Annotated in this window: 15 protein-coding genes and 1 tRNA gene; 13 read left to right on the forward strand and 3 right to left on the reverse strand. The window is 53.7% G+C overall.

Annotated features, from left to right (window positions below; genetic code table 11):
* Window positions 1-8: 8 nt before the first annotated feature.
* Entirely contained in the window at window positions 9-1,589 is a 1,581-nt protein-coding gene (locus RG807_RS13145) for a response regulator (protein ID WP_309045287.1), read from the forward strand.
* Here the strand turns inward: RG807_RS13145 and RG807_RS13150 are convergent.
* Window positions 1,586-2,461 (reverse strand): MaoC family dehydratase, encoded by an 876-nt coding sequence (locus RG807_RS13150; RefSeq protein WP_309045288.1) that lies wholly within the window; start codon window positions 2,459-2,461, stop codon window positions 1,586-1,588. The two genes, RG807_RS13145 and RG807_RS13150, sit on opposite strands and share 4 nt — an antisense overlap.
* 310 nt (window positions 2,462-2,771) lie before the next feature.
* Between RG807_RS13150 and RG807_RS13155 the strand changes: the two genes are divergently transcribed.
* A complete protein-coding gene (locus RG807_RS13155; protein ID WP_309045289.1) occupies window positions 2,772-3,803 on the forward strand; it encodes an AraC family transcriptional regulator in 1,032 nt (343 codons plus the stop codon).
* Window positions 3,804-3,944: 141 nt separating this feature from the next.
* A tRNA-Asp gene (locus tag RG807_RS13160) sits at window positions 3,945-4,021 on the forward strand.
* 93 nt (window positions 4,022-4,114) lie between these two features.
* Here the strand turns inward: RG807_RS13160 and RG807_RS13165 are convergent.
* Complete coding sequence (locus RG807_RS13165; RefSeq protein ID WP_309045290.1) at window positions 4,115-4,990, reverse strand: LysR family transcriptional regulator; 876 nt, start codon at window positions 4,988-4,990, stop codon at window positions 4,115-4,117.
* A 196-nt stretch (window positions 4,991-5,186) separates the two neighbouring features.
* Between RG807_RS13165 and RG807_RS13170 the strand changes: the two genes are divergently transcribed.
* Both RG807_RS13170 and fghA read left to right on the forward strand, forming a co-directional pair.
* On the forward strand, window positions 5,187-6,314 hold the full coding sequence (locus RG807_RS13170; RefSeq protein ID WP_309045291.1) for an S-(hydroxymethyl)glutathione dehydrogenase/class III alcohol dehydrogenase: 1,128 nt from the start codon (window positions 5,187-5,189) through the stop codon (window positions 6,312-6,314).
* A gap of 53 nt (window positions 6,315-6,367) precedes the next feature.
* Window positions 6,368-7,207 (forward strand): S-formylglutathione hydrolase, encoded by an 840-nt coding sequence (fghA, locus tag RG807_RS13175; RefSeq protein WP_309045292.1) that lies wholly within the window; start codon window positions 6,368-6,370, stop codon window positions 7,205-7,207.
* Between the two features lie 2 nt (window positions 7,208-7,209).
* Here the strand turns inward: fghA and RG807_RS13180 are convergent, their stop codons facing one another.
* Window positions 7,210-8,262: an AraC family transcriptional regulator gene (locus RG807_RS13180; protein WP_309045293.1), complete on the reverse strand. Its 1,053-nt coding sequence runs from the start codon at window positions 8,260-8,262 to the stop codon at window positions 7,210-7,212.
* 147 nt (window positions 8,263-8,409) lie between these two features.
* Between RG807_RS13180 and RG807_RS13185 the strand changes: the two genes are divergently transcribed.
* The 8 genes from RG807_RS13185 to pepN all read left to right on the forward strand — a co-directional run bounded on the left by RG807_RS13185 (window position 8,410) and on the right by pepN (window position 18,772).
* Window positions 8,410-10,479, forward strand: coding sequence for an NADPH-dependent 2,4-dienoyl-CoA reductase (locus RG807_RS13185; protein ID WP_309045294.1), 2,070 nt, complete (start codon window positions 8,410-8,412; stop codon window positions 10,477-10,479).
* Window positions 10,480-10,573: 94 nt separating this feature from the next.
* Window positions 10,574-11,818: a DNA repair protein gene (locus RG807_RS13190; protein ID WP_309045295.1), complete on the forward strand. Its 1,245-nt coding sequence runs from the start codon at window positions 10,574-10,576 to the stop codon at window positions 11,816-11,818.
* 104 nt (window positions 11,819-11,922) lie between these two features.
* Window positions 11,923-12,807 (forward strand): NAD(+) kinase, encoded by an 885-nt coding sequence (locus RG807_RS13195; protein ID WP_200370018.1) that lies wholly within the window; start codon window positions 11,923-11,925, stop codon window positions 12,805-12,807.
* A gap of 2 nt (window positions 12,808-12,809) precedes the next feature.
* Window positions 12,810-13,829, forward strand: coding sequence for a metallophosphoesterase (locus tag RG807_RS13200; protein ID WP_309045296.1), 1,020 nt, complete (start codon window positions 12,810-12,812; stop codon window positions 13,827-13,829).
* Window positions 13,830-13,879: 50 nt separating this feature from the next.
* Entirely contained in the window at window positions 13,880-14,743 is an 864-nt protein-coding gene (locus RG807_RS13205; protein ID WP_309045297.1) for a rhomboid family intramembrane serine protease, read from the forward strand.
* A 164-nt stretch (window positions 14,744-14,907) separates the two neighbouring features.
* Entirely contained in the window at window positions 14,908-15,201 is a 294-nt protein-coding gene (locus RG807_RS13210; protein ID WP_309045298.1) for a YeaC family protein, read from the forward strand.
* Window positions 15,202-15,236: 35 nt separating this feature from the next.
* Window positions 15,237-16,037, forward strand: coding sequence for a DUF2797 domain-containing protein (locus RG807_RS13215; RefSeq protein ID WP_435404678.1), 801 nt, complete (start codon window positions 15,237-15,239; stop codon window positions 16,035-16,037).
* An 83-nt stretch (window positions 16,038-16,120) separates the two neighbouring features.
* Window positions 16,121-18,772 (forward strand): aminopeptidase N, encoded by a 2,652-nt coding sequence (gene pepN, locus RG807_RS13220; protein ID WP_309045300.1) that lies wholly within the window; start codon window positions 16,121-16,123, stop codon window positions 18,770-18,772.
* The last annotated feature ends 54 nt before the right edge of the window (window positions 18,773-18,826 follow it).

Raw genomic sequence — 18,826 nt, forward strand, 5'->3', positions numbered from 1 at the left:
TTTATTATATGACTGAAGTTGTCAGCGAAAATTCAGAGGTGACGGTTCTGCTCGTGGATGACAATCCACAGAACCTGAAAGTTCTCTACGAGACACTGAAAGATAAAGGCTATCGGCTGCTGATCGCCAATGAAGGCGAAAAAGCATTGGATCTTGCCCACCGCCATCAGCCCGAAGTTGTCCTGCTCGACATCATGATGCCCGAAATGGACGGTTATGAGGTATGCGAACGTCTCAAAGCCGATCCTGAAACGGCCGATTGCGCCGTTGTATTCCTTTCAGCTCTGGATGACCTGCAAGCGAAAGTAAAAGGCTTCGCGCTTGGCGGGGCCGACTATATCTCCAAGCCTTTTCAGTCCCTTGAAGTGATCGCCAGGGTTAAAACCCATGCCCGTGTTATTCGGCTTGAGCGTGAGCTGCAGGCGCGGAATCGAGAGCTTCAAAGCGATCAGGCTCGTATCCTCAATTCCATCAGTGAAGGCATTTACGGGCTTGATGAGATGGGCTTAATCGAGTTCGCCAACCCTGCCGCAGGCATTATTATGCGGTGCCCTGTTGAGGATCTGATCGGCCGCAATTTTTTTGAGACCCACTTCAGTACAGCAGCCCAGTGCCCCAGTGGGCTCCCGGTTCATGCAACCTGCAGCCAAGGTGTTGCAGAAAACCAGCGCGACATCAGAATGCTGCGCGCAGATGGCACCGGCTTTCCGGCCGAATATCGCTCCACACCGAAACTTGAGGATGACGAATTACACGGTGCTGTGGTTGTGTTCCGCGATATAACCGTTGAGCTTGATGGTGAACAGGCGCTGGAAGAGGCGCGAGAGCTTGTGCAGGAGCAGCGTGACCAGTTGGCGCACATATCCCGTTTGACCACCATGGGAGAGATGGCCGCAGGTGTTGCCCATGAAGTGAATCAGCCACTGACGGCGATTGCCAATTACGCCCGGGTTTCCAAGCGGATGATGTCCGTTGAAAACCCGAATTTGAGCCTGTTACAAGAAACCCTTGATAAGATCGAGGCGCAATCGCATCGTGCCAGCGAGATTATCCGAAGGATCCGGCGATTTGTAAAAAAACCAGCGACCGGCAAGGAAGTGCTTGCTGTTTCTGCACTGCTGGAAGACACCCGGGAGTTCGCCGAAGTGGATGCGCGCAACAACGACGGGGCCATTGAGCTGCTTGTGCCCGAAGGGCTGCCAGAGGTGTTGGCTGACCCGATTCAGGTTCAGCAGGTTGCTCTGAACCTGATTCGAAACGCGCTTGAAGCAACTCGCAGCAAAGAGGCTGCGCTGCCTGTTGAGGTAAGCGCGCGCCTCACGGATAAAGGTTGTGTTCGCATTGACGTTAGGGACTATGGTGAAGGGCTTGCAGAAGATGCTGAAGAAAAGCTGTTTCTGCCGTTCTATACCACCAAAGAAGAGGGCATGGGGATTGGCTTGCCCACTTGCCGCTCCCTGATACAAGCTCAGGGAGGGGAAATAGGCTTTGAGCGCCCTGAAGGTGGTGGGGCACGATTCTTCTTTACACTTCCCGTTGCAGCATCACCCTCCTTGGGTGACGATGAGAGCCCCTCTGAGGTAGTTTAGAGCCATTCTATGCGACCACTGAGGTGGGGTGCATCGCCTCGGGCATTCAGCAGTTGATAGTCCCAAGCGGCTTTTCCTTCCCGCCAGTTCAGTTGTGCTGTTCCGGGTAAAAATACCGGTTTCTTGAACTGGCAGCTCACCTTAACTGGCCCCGAGCGCCATCCGTTCTGTTGCCCCATAATTGCCAGAGCCTGTGCTTTGCTCCACATGCCGTGGGCGATAGCGCGGGGAAAGCCGAAAGCCTTGGCGCTCAGGGCGTGCATATGAATCGGGTTGCTGTCGCCGGAGACTTTGGCGTATTGGCGCCCGATGGACTCCGCTACATTGATATCGACCATATTTGGGTAATGTTCGAGCGCTGGGGGAGCAGTCTTTTCTGAAGACTTGGAGTTTGGGTCGGGTTGGCGGAAGAGCATAGTGCTATCACCCTCCCATACGACCGCGCCCGCGGAGCGAGCGGTGGTGTTTACGTCAAACTCGATTCCCCGGCTGGTGCGCTCCTGCCCGCCCAGTTTAACCTCCAGTTCCAGAACCTCTCCTCTTCCAATTGCTCTGTGCTGGGTAATGCTGTTGCGTAGGTGCACCAGCCCAAGCAGTGGCAATGGGAAGGCTTTTTCAGTCAGCAGCTTCAGGTGGAGTGGGAACGCAAGAATGTGGGGCCAGGTAATGGGTATGTGGTTGCCGGGGTTGAATCCGCATACTCGCTCATATTGATTCAGATCATCGCTGGAGGTTTTTGCGTAGAGGAGCTTGGCAGAGAGTTCCGGGAGCCTGATGTCGCCTTCAGAGCTGACTTTTTTTGGTAAAACAGCTTTGCCGAATAGTGGAAGCAGTGTTGGTGGTGTGTCTCGATATATAAGTGTGTCTGACATAAGTGGTTCTCTCTAAAGGCAATGCGATGATAGCTTTGGCACAAAAGATTGGTGAAAGTTGCTAAATGCAGGTACCTGATCTGCAAGGATTCTGGTACAACTGTGCGTCTGTGGCCTGATATGCTCTAATGCAAGACGATAGTCTAGGTAGACTTCTGGTCAAGTCGGGCAGTTGCAGGGTCGACGCAGGTTTTGCTTTCAGGCCTGCCGTCAGTCTGGCAAACCCGTGCTGACGACGCATTGACTTGGGGTGTTCCGGCGGGTGTCTGCCGGGCCAAAGTAGTATCCAATAGATACAAAGCGGGATTATATGCAGGAACTACGTGACGCGGGCGTGATGCTGCGCCTTATCTACGAGGCAATGAAAAAGAAGGGTCTTGATACCGATCTTATTTTCAGCCGACTTGGCGTGAATGCGGAGTATGTGTACACCGAACAGCTTCGCACGCCCCATAGTGCCCAGATGTTTTTCTGGCAGGCGGTAGAAGATGTATCCGGTGATCCCGATATCGGGCTCCACCTTGGGCAGCTTTTGCCAGTTTATAAAGGCCAGGTTCTCGAGTATCTGTTTTTGAGTAGCCCTACGTTTGGTGAAGGGTTACGCCGCGCACAGAACTACCAGCGCCTGTTAAGTGATGCCGCCAATACAGATTTCTTCATTGAAGGTGAGGAAGCCTGCATGGTACTGGATGCGGCCTCTGATGAAGTCCGACGCCTGCGACATTTTAACGAGTGCTTTGTGCAGGGCCTGCTTACCTTTTTCCGATCCATCACAGATAACGAGTTCCGTCCGTCGCGGGTCGAGTTTGAACATGAACGTGAAGAAGGGCGCGAGTACGTTGCGGAATTGCTGGGTTGCGACGTGGTGTTTGGTGCTCAGGAAAACCGCCTGTACTTTCCCATAAGCTTGCTTGCTCACGCGTCGCCCCATGCCGAGCCGGAACTCCTGGATTTGCATGAGCGCTTTGCCAGTGAGCAGGTGGCTCGGCTGGAGAAAAAGGATATTGTTGGGCAGGTGGAGCGCATCATTGCTGAATTACTCGATAGCGGTGAAGTAACACTGGATTCGGTAGCTACCCGGTTGGACATCAAGCCTCGCACGCTGCGTACTCGGCTTACTGAGGCAGAAACCAGCTTTAACCAGGTGCTGGCTGATTTCCGATACCGCCTGGCCCGGCAGCTGTTGGCAACCACAGATGAGTCGATTGATGAGATCGTCTACCTCACCGGGTTTTCCGAGCCGAGTACCTTTTACCGTGCGTTCAAACGCTGGTCTGGCATGACGCCCATAGAGTATCGGAAAACCGCCCAGGGTAAAGATGCGATGGTTGATGCCATGTAATAGGCGGGGTTTATAGATTTTTTCAGAAAAGGCGTTGACTTAATCATGCACCTCTTTATAATGCGCTCTCGTTGTCACCGAGCAATCTTTTAGAGATTGCAGCGCTTTGAAAGTATTTGAAAAGCAATCGGTTATAACTGTGGAGCGGTAGTTCAGTTGGTTAGAATACCGGCCTGTCACGCCGGGGGTCGCGGGTTCGAGTCCCGTCCGCTCCGCCACTATTTAAGAAAGCCGTTAGCTGCATCGCAGTTAACGGCTTTTTTCGTTTCAGACTCCCTATTATTTCCTTGCGCCCACCGATGTGATGGCAGTCACTTCGCCTGCAGTGATTCACTCAAGTAGTCCAACAGCATCCGAACCTTCGGTGATAAATGGCGGTTGTGTGGGTAAATGGCCCAGATACCATCATCAGCCTCCTGGTAGGGCCCTAAAAGGCTGATCAGCTTTCCGGACGCCAGAGAAGGTTGAACATAGTAATCCGGCAGCTGCACAATGCCGATGCCTTTCAGAGCTGCGTCCAGTAAGGCCCACCCGCTATCACACATGATGTTGCCTTTGATCCGGATGTTTTGCGGTTTACCCATTACCTGAAAACGCCAGTAATCCAGATTTCCCTGAAGGCAGTTGTGCTTATCCAGTTCTGACAGGGAATGTGGAGTTCCGAAGGCCGACAGATAAGCGGGTGAGGCGCACACATGCAGGGTTCTTGAGGATAAGCGTTTTGCCATCATGCTGGAGTCTTCGAGCTTACCCAGTCGTATTGCCAGGTCATAACCGCCGGCCACCAAATCCAGTTTTTGGTTGGTCAGGTTGAGCTGTACTTGCAGTTCCGGGTAGCGCAGCACGAAATTGTTCACCAGCGGGGCGATATTCTTTTCGCCAAAGGTCACAGGGGCTGTCAGTCTTAACTGACCTTTGGGCACCATCTGCAAGTTGGTCATGGTGCGTTCCGCCTCTTCGAGGCCATCGAGCACTTGCCGGCATTGCTGATAGTAGATCTGCCCGGCTTCGGTCACCGAAACCCTGCGGGTGGTGCGGTAAAACAGCTTGGTTGATAGGCGGGCTTCCAGGGCACTGACTTGCCGGCTAACTTGAGCGGTTGAAATGCCCAGCGACTTCGCTGCTGCAGTAAAGCTCTCTTCCTCCGCCACTGCCACAAACTCACTTACCCCTTCCCAAATATGCATGGTCTGCTTCCCGTGCTGTCGTGTGAGCTCCTCTGGAAAGAGCTGGTGTTTTTGGAATTTGGCCGTCCTGATTGTTACTCACTGGTAAAGGTGAGTTTATATAATATGGGATTATCAACCAGGACGATAGACTATAGTATGTTCTTCATGGTGGCAGAAACCTCTGCCAGAGCTGGAACATAGATCGGAGAGCCACATGACTAAAACAATCAAATCCAAAGCCGCTATCGCCTGGGGCCCGAAACAGCCACTGTCTATCGAAGAAGTGGATGTTATGCCGCCGCAGGCAGGTGAAGTGCGAATCCGTGTTATTGCCAGCGGTGTCTGCCATACCGATGCGTTTACTCTCTCGGGTGAAGACCCCGAAGGCATCTTCCCGACCATTCTGGGTCACGAAGGTGGCGGTATTGTCGAATCTATCGGTGAAGGCGTAACCAGCGTTCAGGTGGGGGATCACGTAATCCCGCTTTACACCCCTGAGTGCGGTGAGTGCAAATTCTGTACTTCTGGCAAAACCAACTTGTGCCAGAAGATCCGTGAAACTCAGGGTAAGGGCCTGATGCCAGATGGCACCACCCGTTTCTCCCTGAACGGCGAGCCAATCTACCACTACATGGGTTGCTCAACCTTTTCTGAATACACTGTACTGCCTGAGATTGCGCTGGCAAAGGTCAACAAAGAAGCACCGCTTGAAGAAGTCTGCTTGCTCGGTTGCGGTGTGACCACTGGCATGGGTGCGGTGATGAATACCGCTAAAGTAGAAGAGGGTGCCACCGTGGCTATCTTCGGTATGGGCGGCATTGGTCTGTCGGCTGTTATCGGCGCCACCATGGCGAAAGCCAGTCGCATCATTGCTATCGATATTAACGAGAGCAAGTTTGAGCTGGCCCGTCAGCTCGGCGCGACCGACTGCATTAACCCGAAGGATTATGACAAGCCGATTCAGGAAGTCATTGTTGAGCTGACTGATGGCGGTGTCGACTATTCCTTCGAGTGTATTGGTAATGTGGATGTGATGCGCTCGGCTCTTGAGTGCTGTCACAAAGGTTGGGGCGAATCAGTGGTCATCGGTGTTGCCGGTGCCGGCCAGGAAATCTCAACCCGCCCATTCCAGCTGGTCACCGGCCGGGTTTGGAGAGGGTCTGCCTTTGGTGGCGTGAAAGGGCGTTCAGAATTGCCGGGTATTGTTGAGCAGTACATGAACGGTGAGTTCAAGCTTAGCGACTTTATTACTCACACCATGGGTCTGGAGAAGATCAATGAGGCCTTCGATTTGATGCACGAAGGCAAGAGTATTCGTACCGTTATTCACTTTGACAAATAACGAGGAGGGTCGCCTGGGCCTGGCACAGGCGACCATTTATCAGGGAGATTGTAATGAATATTGAAAATCTTAGTCGAAACAAAAGTTTCGGTGGCTGGCACAAGCAGTACAGTCACCATTCAGAAACGCTGAATTGCGATATGCGTTTCGCTATTTATTTACCACCGCAGGCAGCCAACGGTAACAAGGTGCCAGCCCTGTACTGGTTGTCTGGATTAACCTGCACCGATGAAAATTTCATGCAGAAAGCGGCTGCTCACCAAATGGCTGCTGAATTGGGCGTCGCTATCATCGCGCCTGACACCAGCCCCCGCGGTGACGATGTAGCTGATGATGAAGCCTACGACTTGGGGAAAGGGGCAGGGTTCTATGTAAATGCCACTCAGGCGCCATGGAACCGGCATTACCGTATGTACGATTATGTGCTGAATGAACTGCCAAACCTGATCGAATCCGTTTTTCCGGTGAGTGACAAACGGTCAATTTTTGGCCATTCCATGGGTGGTCACGGTGCCTTGGTGTTGGCAATGCGCAATCCCGAGCGCTATCAGTCCGTATCGGCCTTTAGCCCAATCAGTAATCCAATGGATTGCCCTTGGGGTAAGAAGGCATTCACCGCATACCTGGGTGAAGATACCGACAGCTGGGCTGAGTATGACTCCAGCTTGCTGATGAAAAAGGCCACGCAGTTCGTGCCTGCTCTGGTAGACCAGGGTGAAGCCGATAACTTCCTGGTTGAACAGCTCAAGCCGGAAGCGCTGGAGGCGGCGGCAAAGGTGAGTGGCTATCCGCTGACACTGAATCGCCACGAAGGCTATGACCACAGCTATTACTTCATTTCCAGCTTCATTGGGGAGCACCTGCGCTTCCACGCTGAGCATCTGAACAAGTAATGCTAAGGGGAGGCACGGAACTGTTTCCGGTGCTCCCCCGGGCTTATTTCAAACCAGCGGCGGTAGGCTTTGTGCAAAGCCGCTGGGTTGGAAAAACCCAACAGCCAGGCAATTTCTGATAACGATGTATCTGTTTCCCTAATATAGTCTCTCGCCAACTGCTTTCTGGTTTCATCCATCAACTCTCTGAACCCTGTGTTTTCAGAAGCAAGCTGCCGCTGCAGTGTCCATGGTGTAACTCCCAACTTCGAGGCAATGGTCTCAAGGCTCGGTGTTTCTCCTCGAAATAACGGCGTTAACAGGCTCTTTACTCTATCGCCTGTCGTCCATCCTCTCTGAATCTCCCGCATTTCCACTTCGCACAGCAGCGTAAGCTTTTCATGTATTGCTGATTGTGCCTGTAGAGTGTCTTGTCTCCATATGTCTTGCCGCACCGTTATTCTGTTTGTGGCGGCCCCAAACTGTACCGGGCAGCGAAACCAGGCTTCAAACAGTTCATCCATACCAGTGGATGGGTATTCTATGGAAACTTTTTCCAGCACATCCCATTGCCCGCTCACCGTGCGTAGAAACTGTGTCCAGGCACTCAGCACCGAGTCCACAACAAAGTAGTTAAACGCGTTGTAAGGCCGGATAGAGTAAAACTGGATCAGGCGTTTATCTGCCTCCACTTTTGGTATGCCACGGCTATTACGGCTGGTCAGAAGGGAGTAGCGAATCAGTGTTTGTGCAGCTTTGCCGACAGTGCTGGCGCATTCACCTGCAAGCCCCGCCAGGCCCGCATCTACAGGTCTCGTCAAGGCGCCGATGCGCAGCCCCAGTGTGGTGTTGTTGCAAGCCTGAATGGCGGCATGCCCCAGTCTCATAAAACGCGGAAGGCTGATACGAGTCTCAGGAGAGGAAAGCGTTTGTTCATTGAGCTGAAAGTGGCGACTTAGCTCCTGCACATTTACACCTTCAGCGTCGGCAGCCCGGAGCAGTACCGAAACATAAAGAACGCTGATATCGCCGAGGGGGTTGCGGTCCAGGGGTGGTTGAGGGGGAGGTGAGTTCATGTGGATTCGCCATCGGCTGTTATCTGGGGATAATAGAATGTTATTCACGGATATTGTTGAACGCAACCCGCATGGGTACTTTAGACAGCATTAAAAAAGAGCAGAGCGGCCACGACTCTGCCAGTGACCATTCTGAGGAGACCGATGATGACCACCAATACCACACCAGGCCTTGCCAAGTATCCCAACTTGCTTGAGCCGCTGGACCTGGGGTTCACCAAGCTGCGCAACCGCACGCTGATGGGATCCATGCATACTGGTCTGGAAGAAGCCAAAAACGGTTTCCAGCGCCTTGGCGAGTTTTACGCTGAGCGTGCCCGTGGGGGCGTTGGCTTGATCGTAACCGGCGGCATAGCGCCTAACCCGGAAGGCGCCGTTTTTCAGGGCGCCGCCAAATTGACCAACGACGAAGAAGTGGAAAAGCACAAGGTGATCACCAGCGCCGTGCACGAAGCCGACGGCAAAATCTGCATGCAGATTCTTCATGCTGGCCGTTACGCATACTCCCCTGCGTTGGTTGCTCCCTCTGCCATTCAGGCACCTATCAATCCGTTCAAGCCAAAAGAGCTGGATGAAGCCGGTATCGAGAAGCAGATTGAGGATTACGCTGTGTGTGCTCAGCTCGCGCAAAAAGCGGGTTATGACGGCGTGGAAATCATGGGCTCCGAAGGTTATTTCATTAACCAGTTTATTGTGGCTCACACCAACCACCGCACGGACCAGTGGGGTGGCAGCTATGAAAACCGCATCCGCCTGCCCATCGAAATTGTGCGCCGTACACGTGAGCGGGTTGGAGAAAACTTCATCTTGGTTTATCGCCTTTCCATGCTCGACCTGATTGAAGACGGCAGCACCTGGGAAGAAGTGGTGCAACTGGCCAAGGAAATCGAAAAGGCCGGTGCGACGATTATCAATACCGGCATTGGCTGGCATGAGGCCCGAGTCCCTACCATTGCTACCTCGGTTCCGCGGGGCGCTTTCACCAAGGTAACTGCGCGACTCAAGGGCGAAGTCAGCATTCCTCTGGTGACCACGAACCGCATCAACATGCCGGACGTCGCCGAAAAAATCCTGGCAGAAGGCGATGCCGATATGGTGTCTATGGCACGCCCCTTCCTGGCGGATGCCGATCTGGTTTTGAAAGCGGCTGAAGATCGCTCCGATGAAATCAACACCTGCATAGGTTGTAACCAGGCCTGCCTGGATCACACCTTCAGCGGCAAGCTGACGTCGTGCTTGGTAAACCCGCGCGCCTGCCATGAAACTGAGCTGACCTATGTAAAAACGGCGTCGCCTAAGTCGATTGCTGTTGTAGGTGCCGGCCCTGCTGGAATGGCGTTTGCGTCGGTGGCCGCAGAGCGTGGTCATAAGGTGACCCTGTTTGATGCGGGCAAAGAAATCGGTGGCCAGTTCAACGTAGCCAAGCTGATTCCAGGTAAAGAAGAATTTTACGAAACCCTGCGCTATTTCCGCGTAATGCTGGATAAGCACGGCGTAGATGTTCGCTTGGAAACACGTGTGAGCGTGGATGACCTGAAAGCAGGCGGCTTTGATGAGGTTGTGCTGGCAACGGGTGTAGAACCGCGCACACCGGATATCGAAGGTGTTGATCACCCGAAAGTGATTGGCTATCTGGATGCACTGCTTGAGCGTAAGCCGGTAGGGCAGAAGGTTGCTGTTATCGGTGCGGGTGGTATCGGCTTCGACGTATCTGAGTTCATTATCCACAAGGGTACTTCTGCAGCGTTGGACACTGAACTGTTCATGCGCGAGTGGGGCGTGGATCTTACCGCCGAGCATCGAGGGGGCATCAAGGGTGTGAAGGCGGAAGTTCCTGAGCCTGCCCGTGAAGTCTTCCTGCTCCAGCGTAAGACCTCCAAAGTGGGTAAAAACCTGGGTAAGACCACGGGGTGGATTCACAGAACATCTCTCAAAAACCGCAATGTGCAGATGGTTCCTGGTGTCACTTATCGCAAGATTGACGACGAAGGCTTGCACATCACTGTTACCCCTAAAGGCGCAGAGCAGGGCGAAGATCGCCTGCTGCCAGTAGATACCATCATTATGTGTGCTGGTCAGGAGCCGTTGCGTGAGCTGCAAAGCGGGCTTGAAGCGGCAGGACTGCCAGTACACCTGATCGGCGGATCAGATGTTGCGGCAGAACTGGATGCCAAGCGTGCGATTGATCAAGGTAGCCGACTGGCCTCTCAGATCTGATCACAAAACGTTGCAGTTTTTACCTATGCATCGGAAACTCTCTGACTAGACTTGCAGTCTGTCAGAGAGTTTTTTTGATTTTGGGGAGTCTGTAATGGTATCTGCCCGCCAGGCAACGGATGATTATTCGGCGGTTTTCTTCATAGAGGGCAACGAGGTGGCTCGGCAGATGCGGGCCAGCGAGTTTGGCGCTTTTCTGGACGGCTACGTAGGGCTATCGGACCTTGCTGAAACCGATGTTAAAGCCGTTCTTGTGGAGCTTGGCGGCGACCTTCTTGTGCGCTCGCTGGTATTTTTTCGCATCTGGTTTGACGAAGAAGGCAGAGCTGACAGCAGCTGGAATGTGCCCATTGAAGAGCTGGCTCGCAAGGGTGCAAAAGGTCCGAATATGGGAGGCGGAGCGATTCGCCTTGTCTGTCGCAGTCTTTGCCCCGATCCCCAGTACGCTTCTGAGTTATGGGACCCGGATATGACACCGGGCAACAACCATTTCCAGCTAATCCGAAAGGCGGTTAAAGCCAACGCCCTTAAATTTCGCCTTGTTGAGCCCGAAGAGGAGAATATCCCTGTGTTACAGGGCGGGGAGCAGGCCGCGGAAATGGATGACGAATCCCGCATCGGCGCCGATCGGGCACGTCTTGCACAACTGATACGTGAACAGCGCCTTCGCATTAAAACCCTGCAAAGCGTGCACCGGGACATGCTGTCTGAAGTGCACCGGGAACACCGGCTCGAGATCAAGACCCTGAGCAATGAAATGGCTGATCTGGAGCAAAAGTATGAGCGCCAGCGCTTAGGCAATGAGCAGTTGAAGCAGCGGTTGGCGGAGCGTAATCAGCAATATCTCAGCATGCAGGAGCAAATGGCTACCGCTAACCCTGAAGCCAGTCGGGGGGATGCCAACGCAACAGCGGAGTTGGTCTTGCTGAGGGAGCAGCTCGACCGTAAACAGCGTGAGCTGGAGCACCGGGATGAAAAACTTGTCGCTCTGGAGCAGGAAGTGCATGAACTTCGGAACCGTGAACCACCCGAAAACAGTATTATGGGGTACCTGAAATCTGAATCTGTTTTTCTGGTTGCTTACCACTCGGGTGTTGGTCACCTGACTGTGCCCTACCGGCAAATTGAAAACTACTTTGGTAACCCGACCGCTTATGCAGCGGAGCGTTGTGGCATGAACGAGCCGGCCTATCTTCAATGGCTCGCCCACTACGAGAACCCGGTTTGTCAGCAGGCGCTCGACGGTGATACTTCCTGTGGTGAACCCTTGTTGAGAGTCAGCCAACCCGGGGAGTTTCAGCCTGGAGTCGACGACCGTTGCGAGAACCACCAACTCTGAAACTAAACGGCCTGCTGAAGGGCGCGCAGAACAATTTTCAGTATCGGGGTGACTTTCGTTAGACTGTAGGCCAGATTGAAACAGGCGACACCACAGGATAATTCATGGACCAGTTCAGAAACATAGGCGTCATCGGCCGGATGGGCAGCGTTAAGGTGGTTGAATCACTGCGCCAGCTTAAACAATATCTGGTCGCCAACCATTACCACGTTATCCTTGAGGAAGACACGGCGAGCATGTTGCCTGGCCACGGTTTGCAGGTTGCCAGCAAAAAGCTGCTTGGCGAGATCTGCGATCTGGTTATAGTTGTCGGCGGCGATGGAAGCTTATTGGGGGCAGCCCGGGAGCTGGCTAAGTCCAAGATACCTCTGCTTGGTGTTAACCGCGGGCGCTTGGGCTTTTTGACGGATATCTCGCCCGTTGATCTGGAAGAGCGTCTCGGCAAGGTGCTTGAAGGTGAGTACATTGAGGAGACGCGGTTTCTTCTTGATGGCAATGTAGAGCGTAATGGTCAGCCTTTGGGCTTTGGCACGGCTCTGAATGATGTCGTGCTACATCCGGGTAAATCCACCCGTATGATTGGCTTTGATTTGTATATCGATGGGCATTTTGTATACAGCCAGCGGTCGGACGGCCTGATTGTGTCCACCCCCACAGGATCTACGGCTTATTCACTCTCAGCCGGTGGGCCGATAATGCATCCGAAGCTGGATGCCATTGTGCTGGTGCCCATGTTCCCTCATACCCTCAGCAGTCGCCCGATTGTGGTAGACGGAAAGAGTGAGATAAAACTGGTTGTCGGGGAAACCAATGAAACCTACCCGCAAATCAGTTTTGATGGTCAGATGAATATTGCCTGCGCGCCGGGCGATATCATCCGCATCGCCAAAAAGCCTTTCAAAATTCGGCTGATTCACCCTACCGACCATAATTTCTATGCCACCTGCCGCGACAAGCTTGGCTGGGCAAGTGAAATAGCAGCGAGTTGATCATGGCTGGAATTAAGCATACTGCAAGTCGTGGTTACGACATTATCGGCGATATTCACGGCTGTGCGAATACGCTTGCGATGTTGCTCGAGCAGATGGGATACAGCAAGGTGAATGGCGTATACCAGCACCGCCGGCGGCAAGCTGTGTTCATTGGCGATATTATTGATCGCGGCCCGAGAATTCGTGAAGCGCTGCACCTGGTCAGGAACATGGTCGAGCGGGGTTCCGCGCGTATTGTGATGGGAAACCATGAGTACAACGCCCTAGGCTACTGTACACGGGCGCGTGCAGGCAGTGGTAAAACATGGCTGCGGGAACATAACCCGCGACACGATCGCCTGATCCGGGAAACCCTGGAGCAGTTCGAAGCCTACCCTCACGAGTGGAATGACTTCCTTGAGTGGTTTTATACTATTCCCTTGTTTATCGAGGAAGACGATTTTCGTGCGGTTCACGCCTGCTGGGATGACGAGCTCATTCAGAAGTTCAAGCAGGTCCAAGGCGGCGCCTGCATCGATGAAGATTTCCTGCACGCTTCTGCGGCAATCGATTCCTTTGCAGGGCAGGTTATGGACACCTTGTTGCGGGGCACAGATTTACGCCTTCCTCAGGGTGTAAAAATAACCGGGCGGGATGGCTACGTTCGAGAGTTTTTCCGTACCAAGTTCTGGGCCGACGATCCCCGCACCTATGCCGATGTAGTCTTCCAGCCTGACCCCTTGCCACCAGAAGTGGCGGGGCGGCTTCTTAGCGACGACGAGCGCAAGCAGCTGATCAGTTACCCGCTGGATGCGCCGCCGGTATTCGTTGGTCATTACTGGATGGACAGTGAGCCTGCGCCGCTTAAGTCCAACGTCGCCTGCATTGATTTCAGTGCTGTGAAGTACGGCAGGCTGGTGGCGTACCGGATGGACGGCGAGCGAGAACTTTCCCCCGACAAGTTTGTTTGGGTCAATGTCGCTCGGGATCATAAGGATTCCCCTGATTATCCCACCAGTGAGGACAGCGTCGCTCGCTAACACGGCGGTCCGAGTTGTCAGTCTGAATAACCCGCGAGGCAAGGTAGATTGTGTACCGAGTAAAGCAGTTAGATGCCAGTGTAGATCTTGGCGGGTTTAGCCAGTGGCTAAAGAGCCAGGGAGTGCCCCACAGAATCAGTGAAGAGGGCGGTTTCCAGGTACTGTGGCTGGAGCATTCAGAGCATGCCGAGCCAGTTTTGGAGGCTCTGGAGCGATTCCTTGCCGACCCGGGTATCCGCCAGGCTGTTGAGCACCAGAATCATTCGCCTGTATTCGTGGCAGGGCGATGGCAGCCGTCCCCTAGGCATGCGCCGCTGGTTCTTGGCATCATTGTACTGGGTGTGTTGATGGCCTGGTTTACAAGCCTGGGCAGCAATCAGTTCACGTTCAGTCTGTTGATCATCGATCCCCGAGCTTACGACTGGAATCCCATGGCAGGGAGTCTGGATGCGCTTTCGGCAACGCTTGCCAGTGGCCAAATCTGGCGGTTATTCACCCCTGACTTTCTGCACTTCAGCTGGACTCACATTGTTTTCAATTCCGTGATGCTGTGGTTTCTGGGTAGCCAGGTCGAATGGTTTGATGGGCGTGGCCGGCTTATTGTGCTTTTTATCGTTACTAGTCTTTTCTCCAACGTGTTGCAATACGTTGTGTCGGGGCCGCTTTTTGGTGGCCTTTCCGGAGTGGTTTACGGCATCCTCGGTTATTGCTGGCTGAGCCAGCGAACACATCCAAGATTCCAGTTCCCGCCCGCGCTGGTAACCTTTGCAGTAGTCTGGATGGTGATCGGGTTTACGCCCTTACCCGAGATGTTGGGGTTGGGGAGTATGGCCAATGAGGCGCATCTGGGCGGCTTTGTTGCTGGCTTGGCGATAGCGGCTATTTTGCCGGCTGGCAATAAACAGAAAGCATAAAAAAACCCCACCAGAGGTGGGGTATAAAAGAAGCTTATTGCTCCTGATGAGAGAGACCAAATGATACGACCGTCGTCATTTGGTAGGGCAATGATAATCATTATCGTTTGCATCTGTCAAACGATTACTCTACTTTTTTATGAAGGTTTTTTCAGGAGAACCGGATGACTTACGAAGAGCTTATCGAGCGACTCGATCCCAATGTTTATCAGAGTCTGAAACAGTCCATAGAACTCGGAAAGTGGCCGGATGGTCGCAAGCTAACGCCCCAGCAGCGGGAGATTAGCCTGGAGGCAGTCATTTATTACGAGAACCTGCATAACATCCCTGAGCAGGAGCGCGTAGGTTACCTTGATCGTGGAATCAAGGCTGGCACTGCATGCGACCCCTCCGTGCGTCGTAATCAGCCGGGCGAGAACAACGTCGATCCCAATCAGTTTGTTGAGGTCAAATCTTGAACGATCTTGCGGATGTAACCGGGCGGCTCAGAAAAATGCCCGCAGAAGCTGGCGACCCTGTGTCCTATGTACTGGCTGTAGGTGACGCTCGAGTGGAAATGAATGAGCTCATAGGCCAGCCCTTACGCTTTGATTTCGAGGGTGTGATTCGCTGCGTTAACTGTGACCGGACAACGAAAAAGAGTTTCAACCAAGGGCATTGTTACCCCTGCTTCCGGAAGCTGGCTTCCTGTGACAGTTGCATCATGAGCCCTGAAAAATGCCATTACCACCTGGGCACCTGCCGTGAGCCTGAGTGGGGTGAAACCCATTGCATGATTGAACATGTGGTGTATCTGGCTAACTCATCGGGCCTCAAAGTAGGCATTACTCGCGGTTCCCAGGTGCCAACGCGCTGGATCGACCAGGGTGCAGTGGATGCTATTCCCGTGTTGAGAGTGGCTACCCGGTATCTTTCCGGCCTTGTTGAGGTGGCCTGCAAGAAACACGTTGCAGATCGCACAAACTGGCGCGCCATGCTCAGGGGCGATGTTGCGGAGTTGAATCTTGTGCAGGAGCGCCAGCGGATACTCGCGCTGATTGCAGAGGATCTCGCCGCGCTGCGTGAAGAACACGGGCAGGATGCCATTCGCGAAGTGGATGAACGGGGGCTTGAATTGAGCTACCCCGTGCAGACCTGGCCAGAAAAAATCAAAACTCATAACCTGGATAAAACACCGGAAGTGGAGGGGGTTCTTGAGGGCATCAAAGGCCAATACCTGATCCTCGACACCGGGGTTATCAATATCCGCAAGTTTACCGGTTATGAAGTCCGTTTCCGGGTAATGGGCTCTTAAGATACCCGTTGTCCGTCCGATCTGATAACGCCTGACTGGCCCGCCCCGGGTCCTTCGCAGGCTGAGCAATCTGGAGACTATCAATGCGCACCAATCAGCCAACAACCATCCGCCTGAGCGAATACAAGGTACCTGCATACCTGGTAGACACCGTCGACCTTCGCTTCGAGCTCTTTGAAAATGGTGCACGGGTGCACAGCACTTTAACCGTGCACCGAAATCCGGAGTCCACCGAGGAATCCGCGCCCCTGGAGCTGGATGGCGATAGCCTTAAGTTGGAGCGGGTCGAGTTGGATGGCCAAGAGCTGGCGGCAGGCAGTGACTATAATGAAACCGGTGTGCAGCTTGTTATTGCAAAGGTGCCAGCCCGGTTCGAGTTAACGGTCGTGACCTGGATTGAGCCACAGAACAACACCCGGCTTGAAGGGCTGTACAAATCTTCGGGAATGTTTTGCACTCAATGTGAAGCCGAGGGTTTCCGTTGCATTACCTATTTTCCGGATCGCCCCGATGTGATGGCGCGATACCGCACCCGCATTGAAGCAGACAAAGCCAGTTGTCCGGTGCTGTTGTCCAACGGTAACGACGTGGACAGGGGTGACCTTGAAGACGGGCGCCATTTCGTAACCTGGGAAGATCCGTTCCCCAAGCCGAGTTACCTCTTTGCCTTGGTGGCAGGCGACCTGGTGGAAAAGCAGGATACTTTTACAACCTGTTCCAGCCGGGATATTGATTTGCGCATATTTGTTGAGCCTCGCAATGCCGCCAAATGCCAGCATGCCATGGACTCACTCAAGCGCTCCATGCGCTGGGATGAAGAGGTTTATGGCCGCGAGTACGATTTGGATATCTTCATGATTGTTGCCGTAGACGATTTCAATATGGGAGCCATGGAGAACAAGGGCCTGAATATTTTCAACTCGTCCTGCGTATTGGCCAGTCAGGAAACAGCAACCGACCTTGCGTTCCAGCGCATTGAATCCATTGTTGCCCATGAGTACTTCCACAACTGGTCTGGCAACCGGGTAACCTGCCGGGACTGGTTTCAGTTGAGCCTTAAAGAAGGGTTCACGGTATTCCGGGATTCCACCTTCTCGGCCGATATGGGTTCACCAACGGTCAAGCGAATTGAAGACGTAACGCTTCTACGCACCGCTCAGTTTGCTGAAGATGCCGGGCCAATGGCACATCCAGTGCGGCCCGCTTCGTACATGGAGATCAGTAACTTCTATACTCTGACCATTTATGAAAAGGGTGCGGAAGTGGTGCGCATGATTCATACCTTGCTGGGGCCGGACTTGTTCCGTAAAGGCAGTGATCTGTATTTCGAACGCCACGACGGCGAGGCGGTCACCACTGATGATTTCGTGAAGGCGATGGAAGACGCATCCGGTCGCGATCTCGCCCAGTTCCGCTTGTGGTACGACCAGGCTGGTACGCCAGTGCTGACGGTGGCAGACGACTATGATTCCGAGCGCGGTGTATACAGTCTCAAGATACAACAAGCAATTCCTGATACGCCAGGGCAGACGAATAAGAAACCACAGCATATTCCTTTCGCCTTGGGCCTTCTGGGCGCGGAGGGGGAGGCTTTGCCTCTAAGGCTGGCTAGTACGGAAGATGCGGCGAGTGCGCCAACCGAGCGGGTTCTTGAGCTAACCGACGCAAGCCACACGTTTGAGTTTTACGGGCTGTCTCAGAAACCTGTGCCATCGTTGCTGCGCCATTTTTCCGCGCCGGTGCGATTGGTCTACCCATGGAGCCGCGAGCAGCTTGTGTTTTTGATGAGCCATGACCCGGATGGTTTCAACCGCTGGGATGCAGGCCAGCGGCTTGCGGTTGATGTGATCCAATCACTGGTGGCTTCGTCCGGGGATGGGGATATTGACCCTCGCCTGGTGGAAGCCTACCGCGCGTTGCTGGCAGACAGAGCGCTGGATCAGGCCTTGGTAGCGAAGATGCTTCATCTGCCTTCTGAGGCCTATCTTATTGAACTGGCGGATAGCCCGGATGTAGCAGCTATTCACCGTACACGGGAACAAGTGTTGAGCCACTTGGCTACCTCGTTGCGAGATGAGTTGGTTGCCTGCTATAACCGGAACCTGGGGGGCGGTGAATACGAGGTGACACCGGAATCTGTCGCTCGCCGAAGCCTGAAAAATACGGCGCTCGCCTGGTTGCTGATGATCAATGACGATACCGGGCGCGACCTGGCTCTTCAGCAGCTTAGCGAGGCTGATAATATGACCGATCGCATGGGTGCGCTGCGCGCTCTGATCAACTCGGATTACGCAGCAGAAAGAAGCCAGGCTCTGGCAGATTTCTACGAGCAGTTCCAGAGCGATCCCCAAGTTGTTGAGCAGTGGTTTTCGGTGCAGGCGTCCTCCGATCGGGCTGGCCAGTTGCCGCAGATCCAGGCGCTTCTGAAGCACCCCGCCTTTGATTGGAAAAACCCCAACAAAATTCGCTCAGTTATCGGGGTGTTTGCAGGCCAGAATCTGGCAGCCTTCCACAACCCCGATGGGTCAGGTTATTCATTCCTTGCTGAGCAGGTGTGTCGACTGGACGACAGCAACCCGCAGATTGCTGCTCGGCTGGTTGCACCGTTGACCCGCTGGAAGAAGTTTGCACCTGCCTACAGCGCACTGATGCGTACCGCTCTTGAACAGATTCGGGACAAGGCAGAGCTGTCGGCAGATCTCTATGAGGTTGTGCACAAAAGCCTTGAAGCCTGAGGCTTGGTCAAAGGGGGCTGTGATTGAGCACGCTTGATTACAGCCAGATACAAA

Origin of the sequence: Marinobacter sediminicola (assembly GCF_031157525.1) — a bacterium.
Classification (GTDB): domain Bacteria; phylum Pseudomonadota; class Gammaproteobacteria; order Pseudomonadales; family Oleiphilaceae; genus Marinobacter; species Marinobacter sediminicola.

Coding starts and splice junctions, on each gene's coding strand:
- RG807_RS13165 (WP_309045290.1), bottom strand. CDS start 4,990: ATGCATATTTGGGAAGGGGTAAGTGAGTTTGTGGCAGTGGCGGAGGAA.
- RG807_RS13195 (WP_200370018.1), top strand. CDS start 11,923: ATGGACCAGTTCAGAAACATAGGCGTCATCGGCCGGATGGGCAGCGTT.
- RG807_RS13215 (WP_435404678.1), top strand. CDS start 15,237: ATGCCCGCAGAAGCTGGCGACCCTGTGTCCTATGTACTGGCTGTAGGT.
- RG807_RS13155 (WP_309045289.1), top strand. CDS start 2,772: ATGCAGGAACTACGTGACGCGGGCGTGATGCTGCGCCTTATCTACGAG.
- RG807_RS13210 (WP_309045298.1), top strand. CDS start 14,908: ATGACTTACGAAGAGCTTATCGAGCGACTCGATCCCAATGTTTATCAG.
- RG807_RS13185 (WP_309045294.1), top strand. CDS start 8,410: ATGACCACCAATACCACACCAGGCCTTGCCAAGTATCCCAACTTGCTT.
- fghA (WP_309045292.1), top strand. CDS start 6,368: ATGAATATTGAAAATCTTAGTCGAAACAAAAGTTTCGGTGGCTGGCAC.
- RG807_RS13190 (WP_309045295.1), top strand. CDS start 10,574: ATGGTATCTGCCCGCCAGGCAACGGATGATTATTCGGCGGTTTTCTTC.
- RG807_RS13170 (WP_309045291.1), top strand. CDS start 5,187: ATGACTAAAACAATCAAATCCAAAGCCGCTATCGCCTGGGGCCCGAAA.
- RG807_RS13145 (WP_309045287.1), top strand. CDS start 9: ATGACTGAAGTTGTCAGCGAAAATTCAGAGGTGACGGTTCTGCTCGTG.
- RG807_RS13200 (WP_309045296.1), top strand. CDS start 12,810: ATGGCTGGAATTAAGCATACTGCAAGTCGTGGTTACGACATTATCGGC.
- RG807_RS13180 (WP_309045293.1), bottom strand. CDS start 8,262: ATGAACTCACCTCCCCCTCAACCACCCCTGGACCGCAACCCCCTCGGC.
- pepN (WP_309045300.1), top strand. CDS start 16,121: ATGCGCACCAATCAGCCAACAACCATCCGCCTGAGCGAATACAAGGTA.
- RG807_RS13150 (WP_309045288.1), bottom strand. CDS start 2,461: ATGTCAGACACACTTATATATCGAGACACACCACCAACACTGCTTCCA.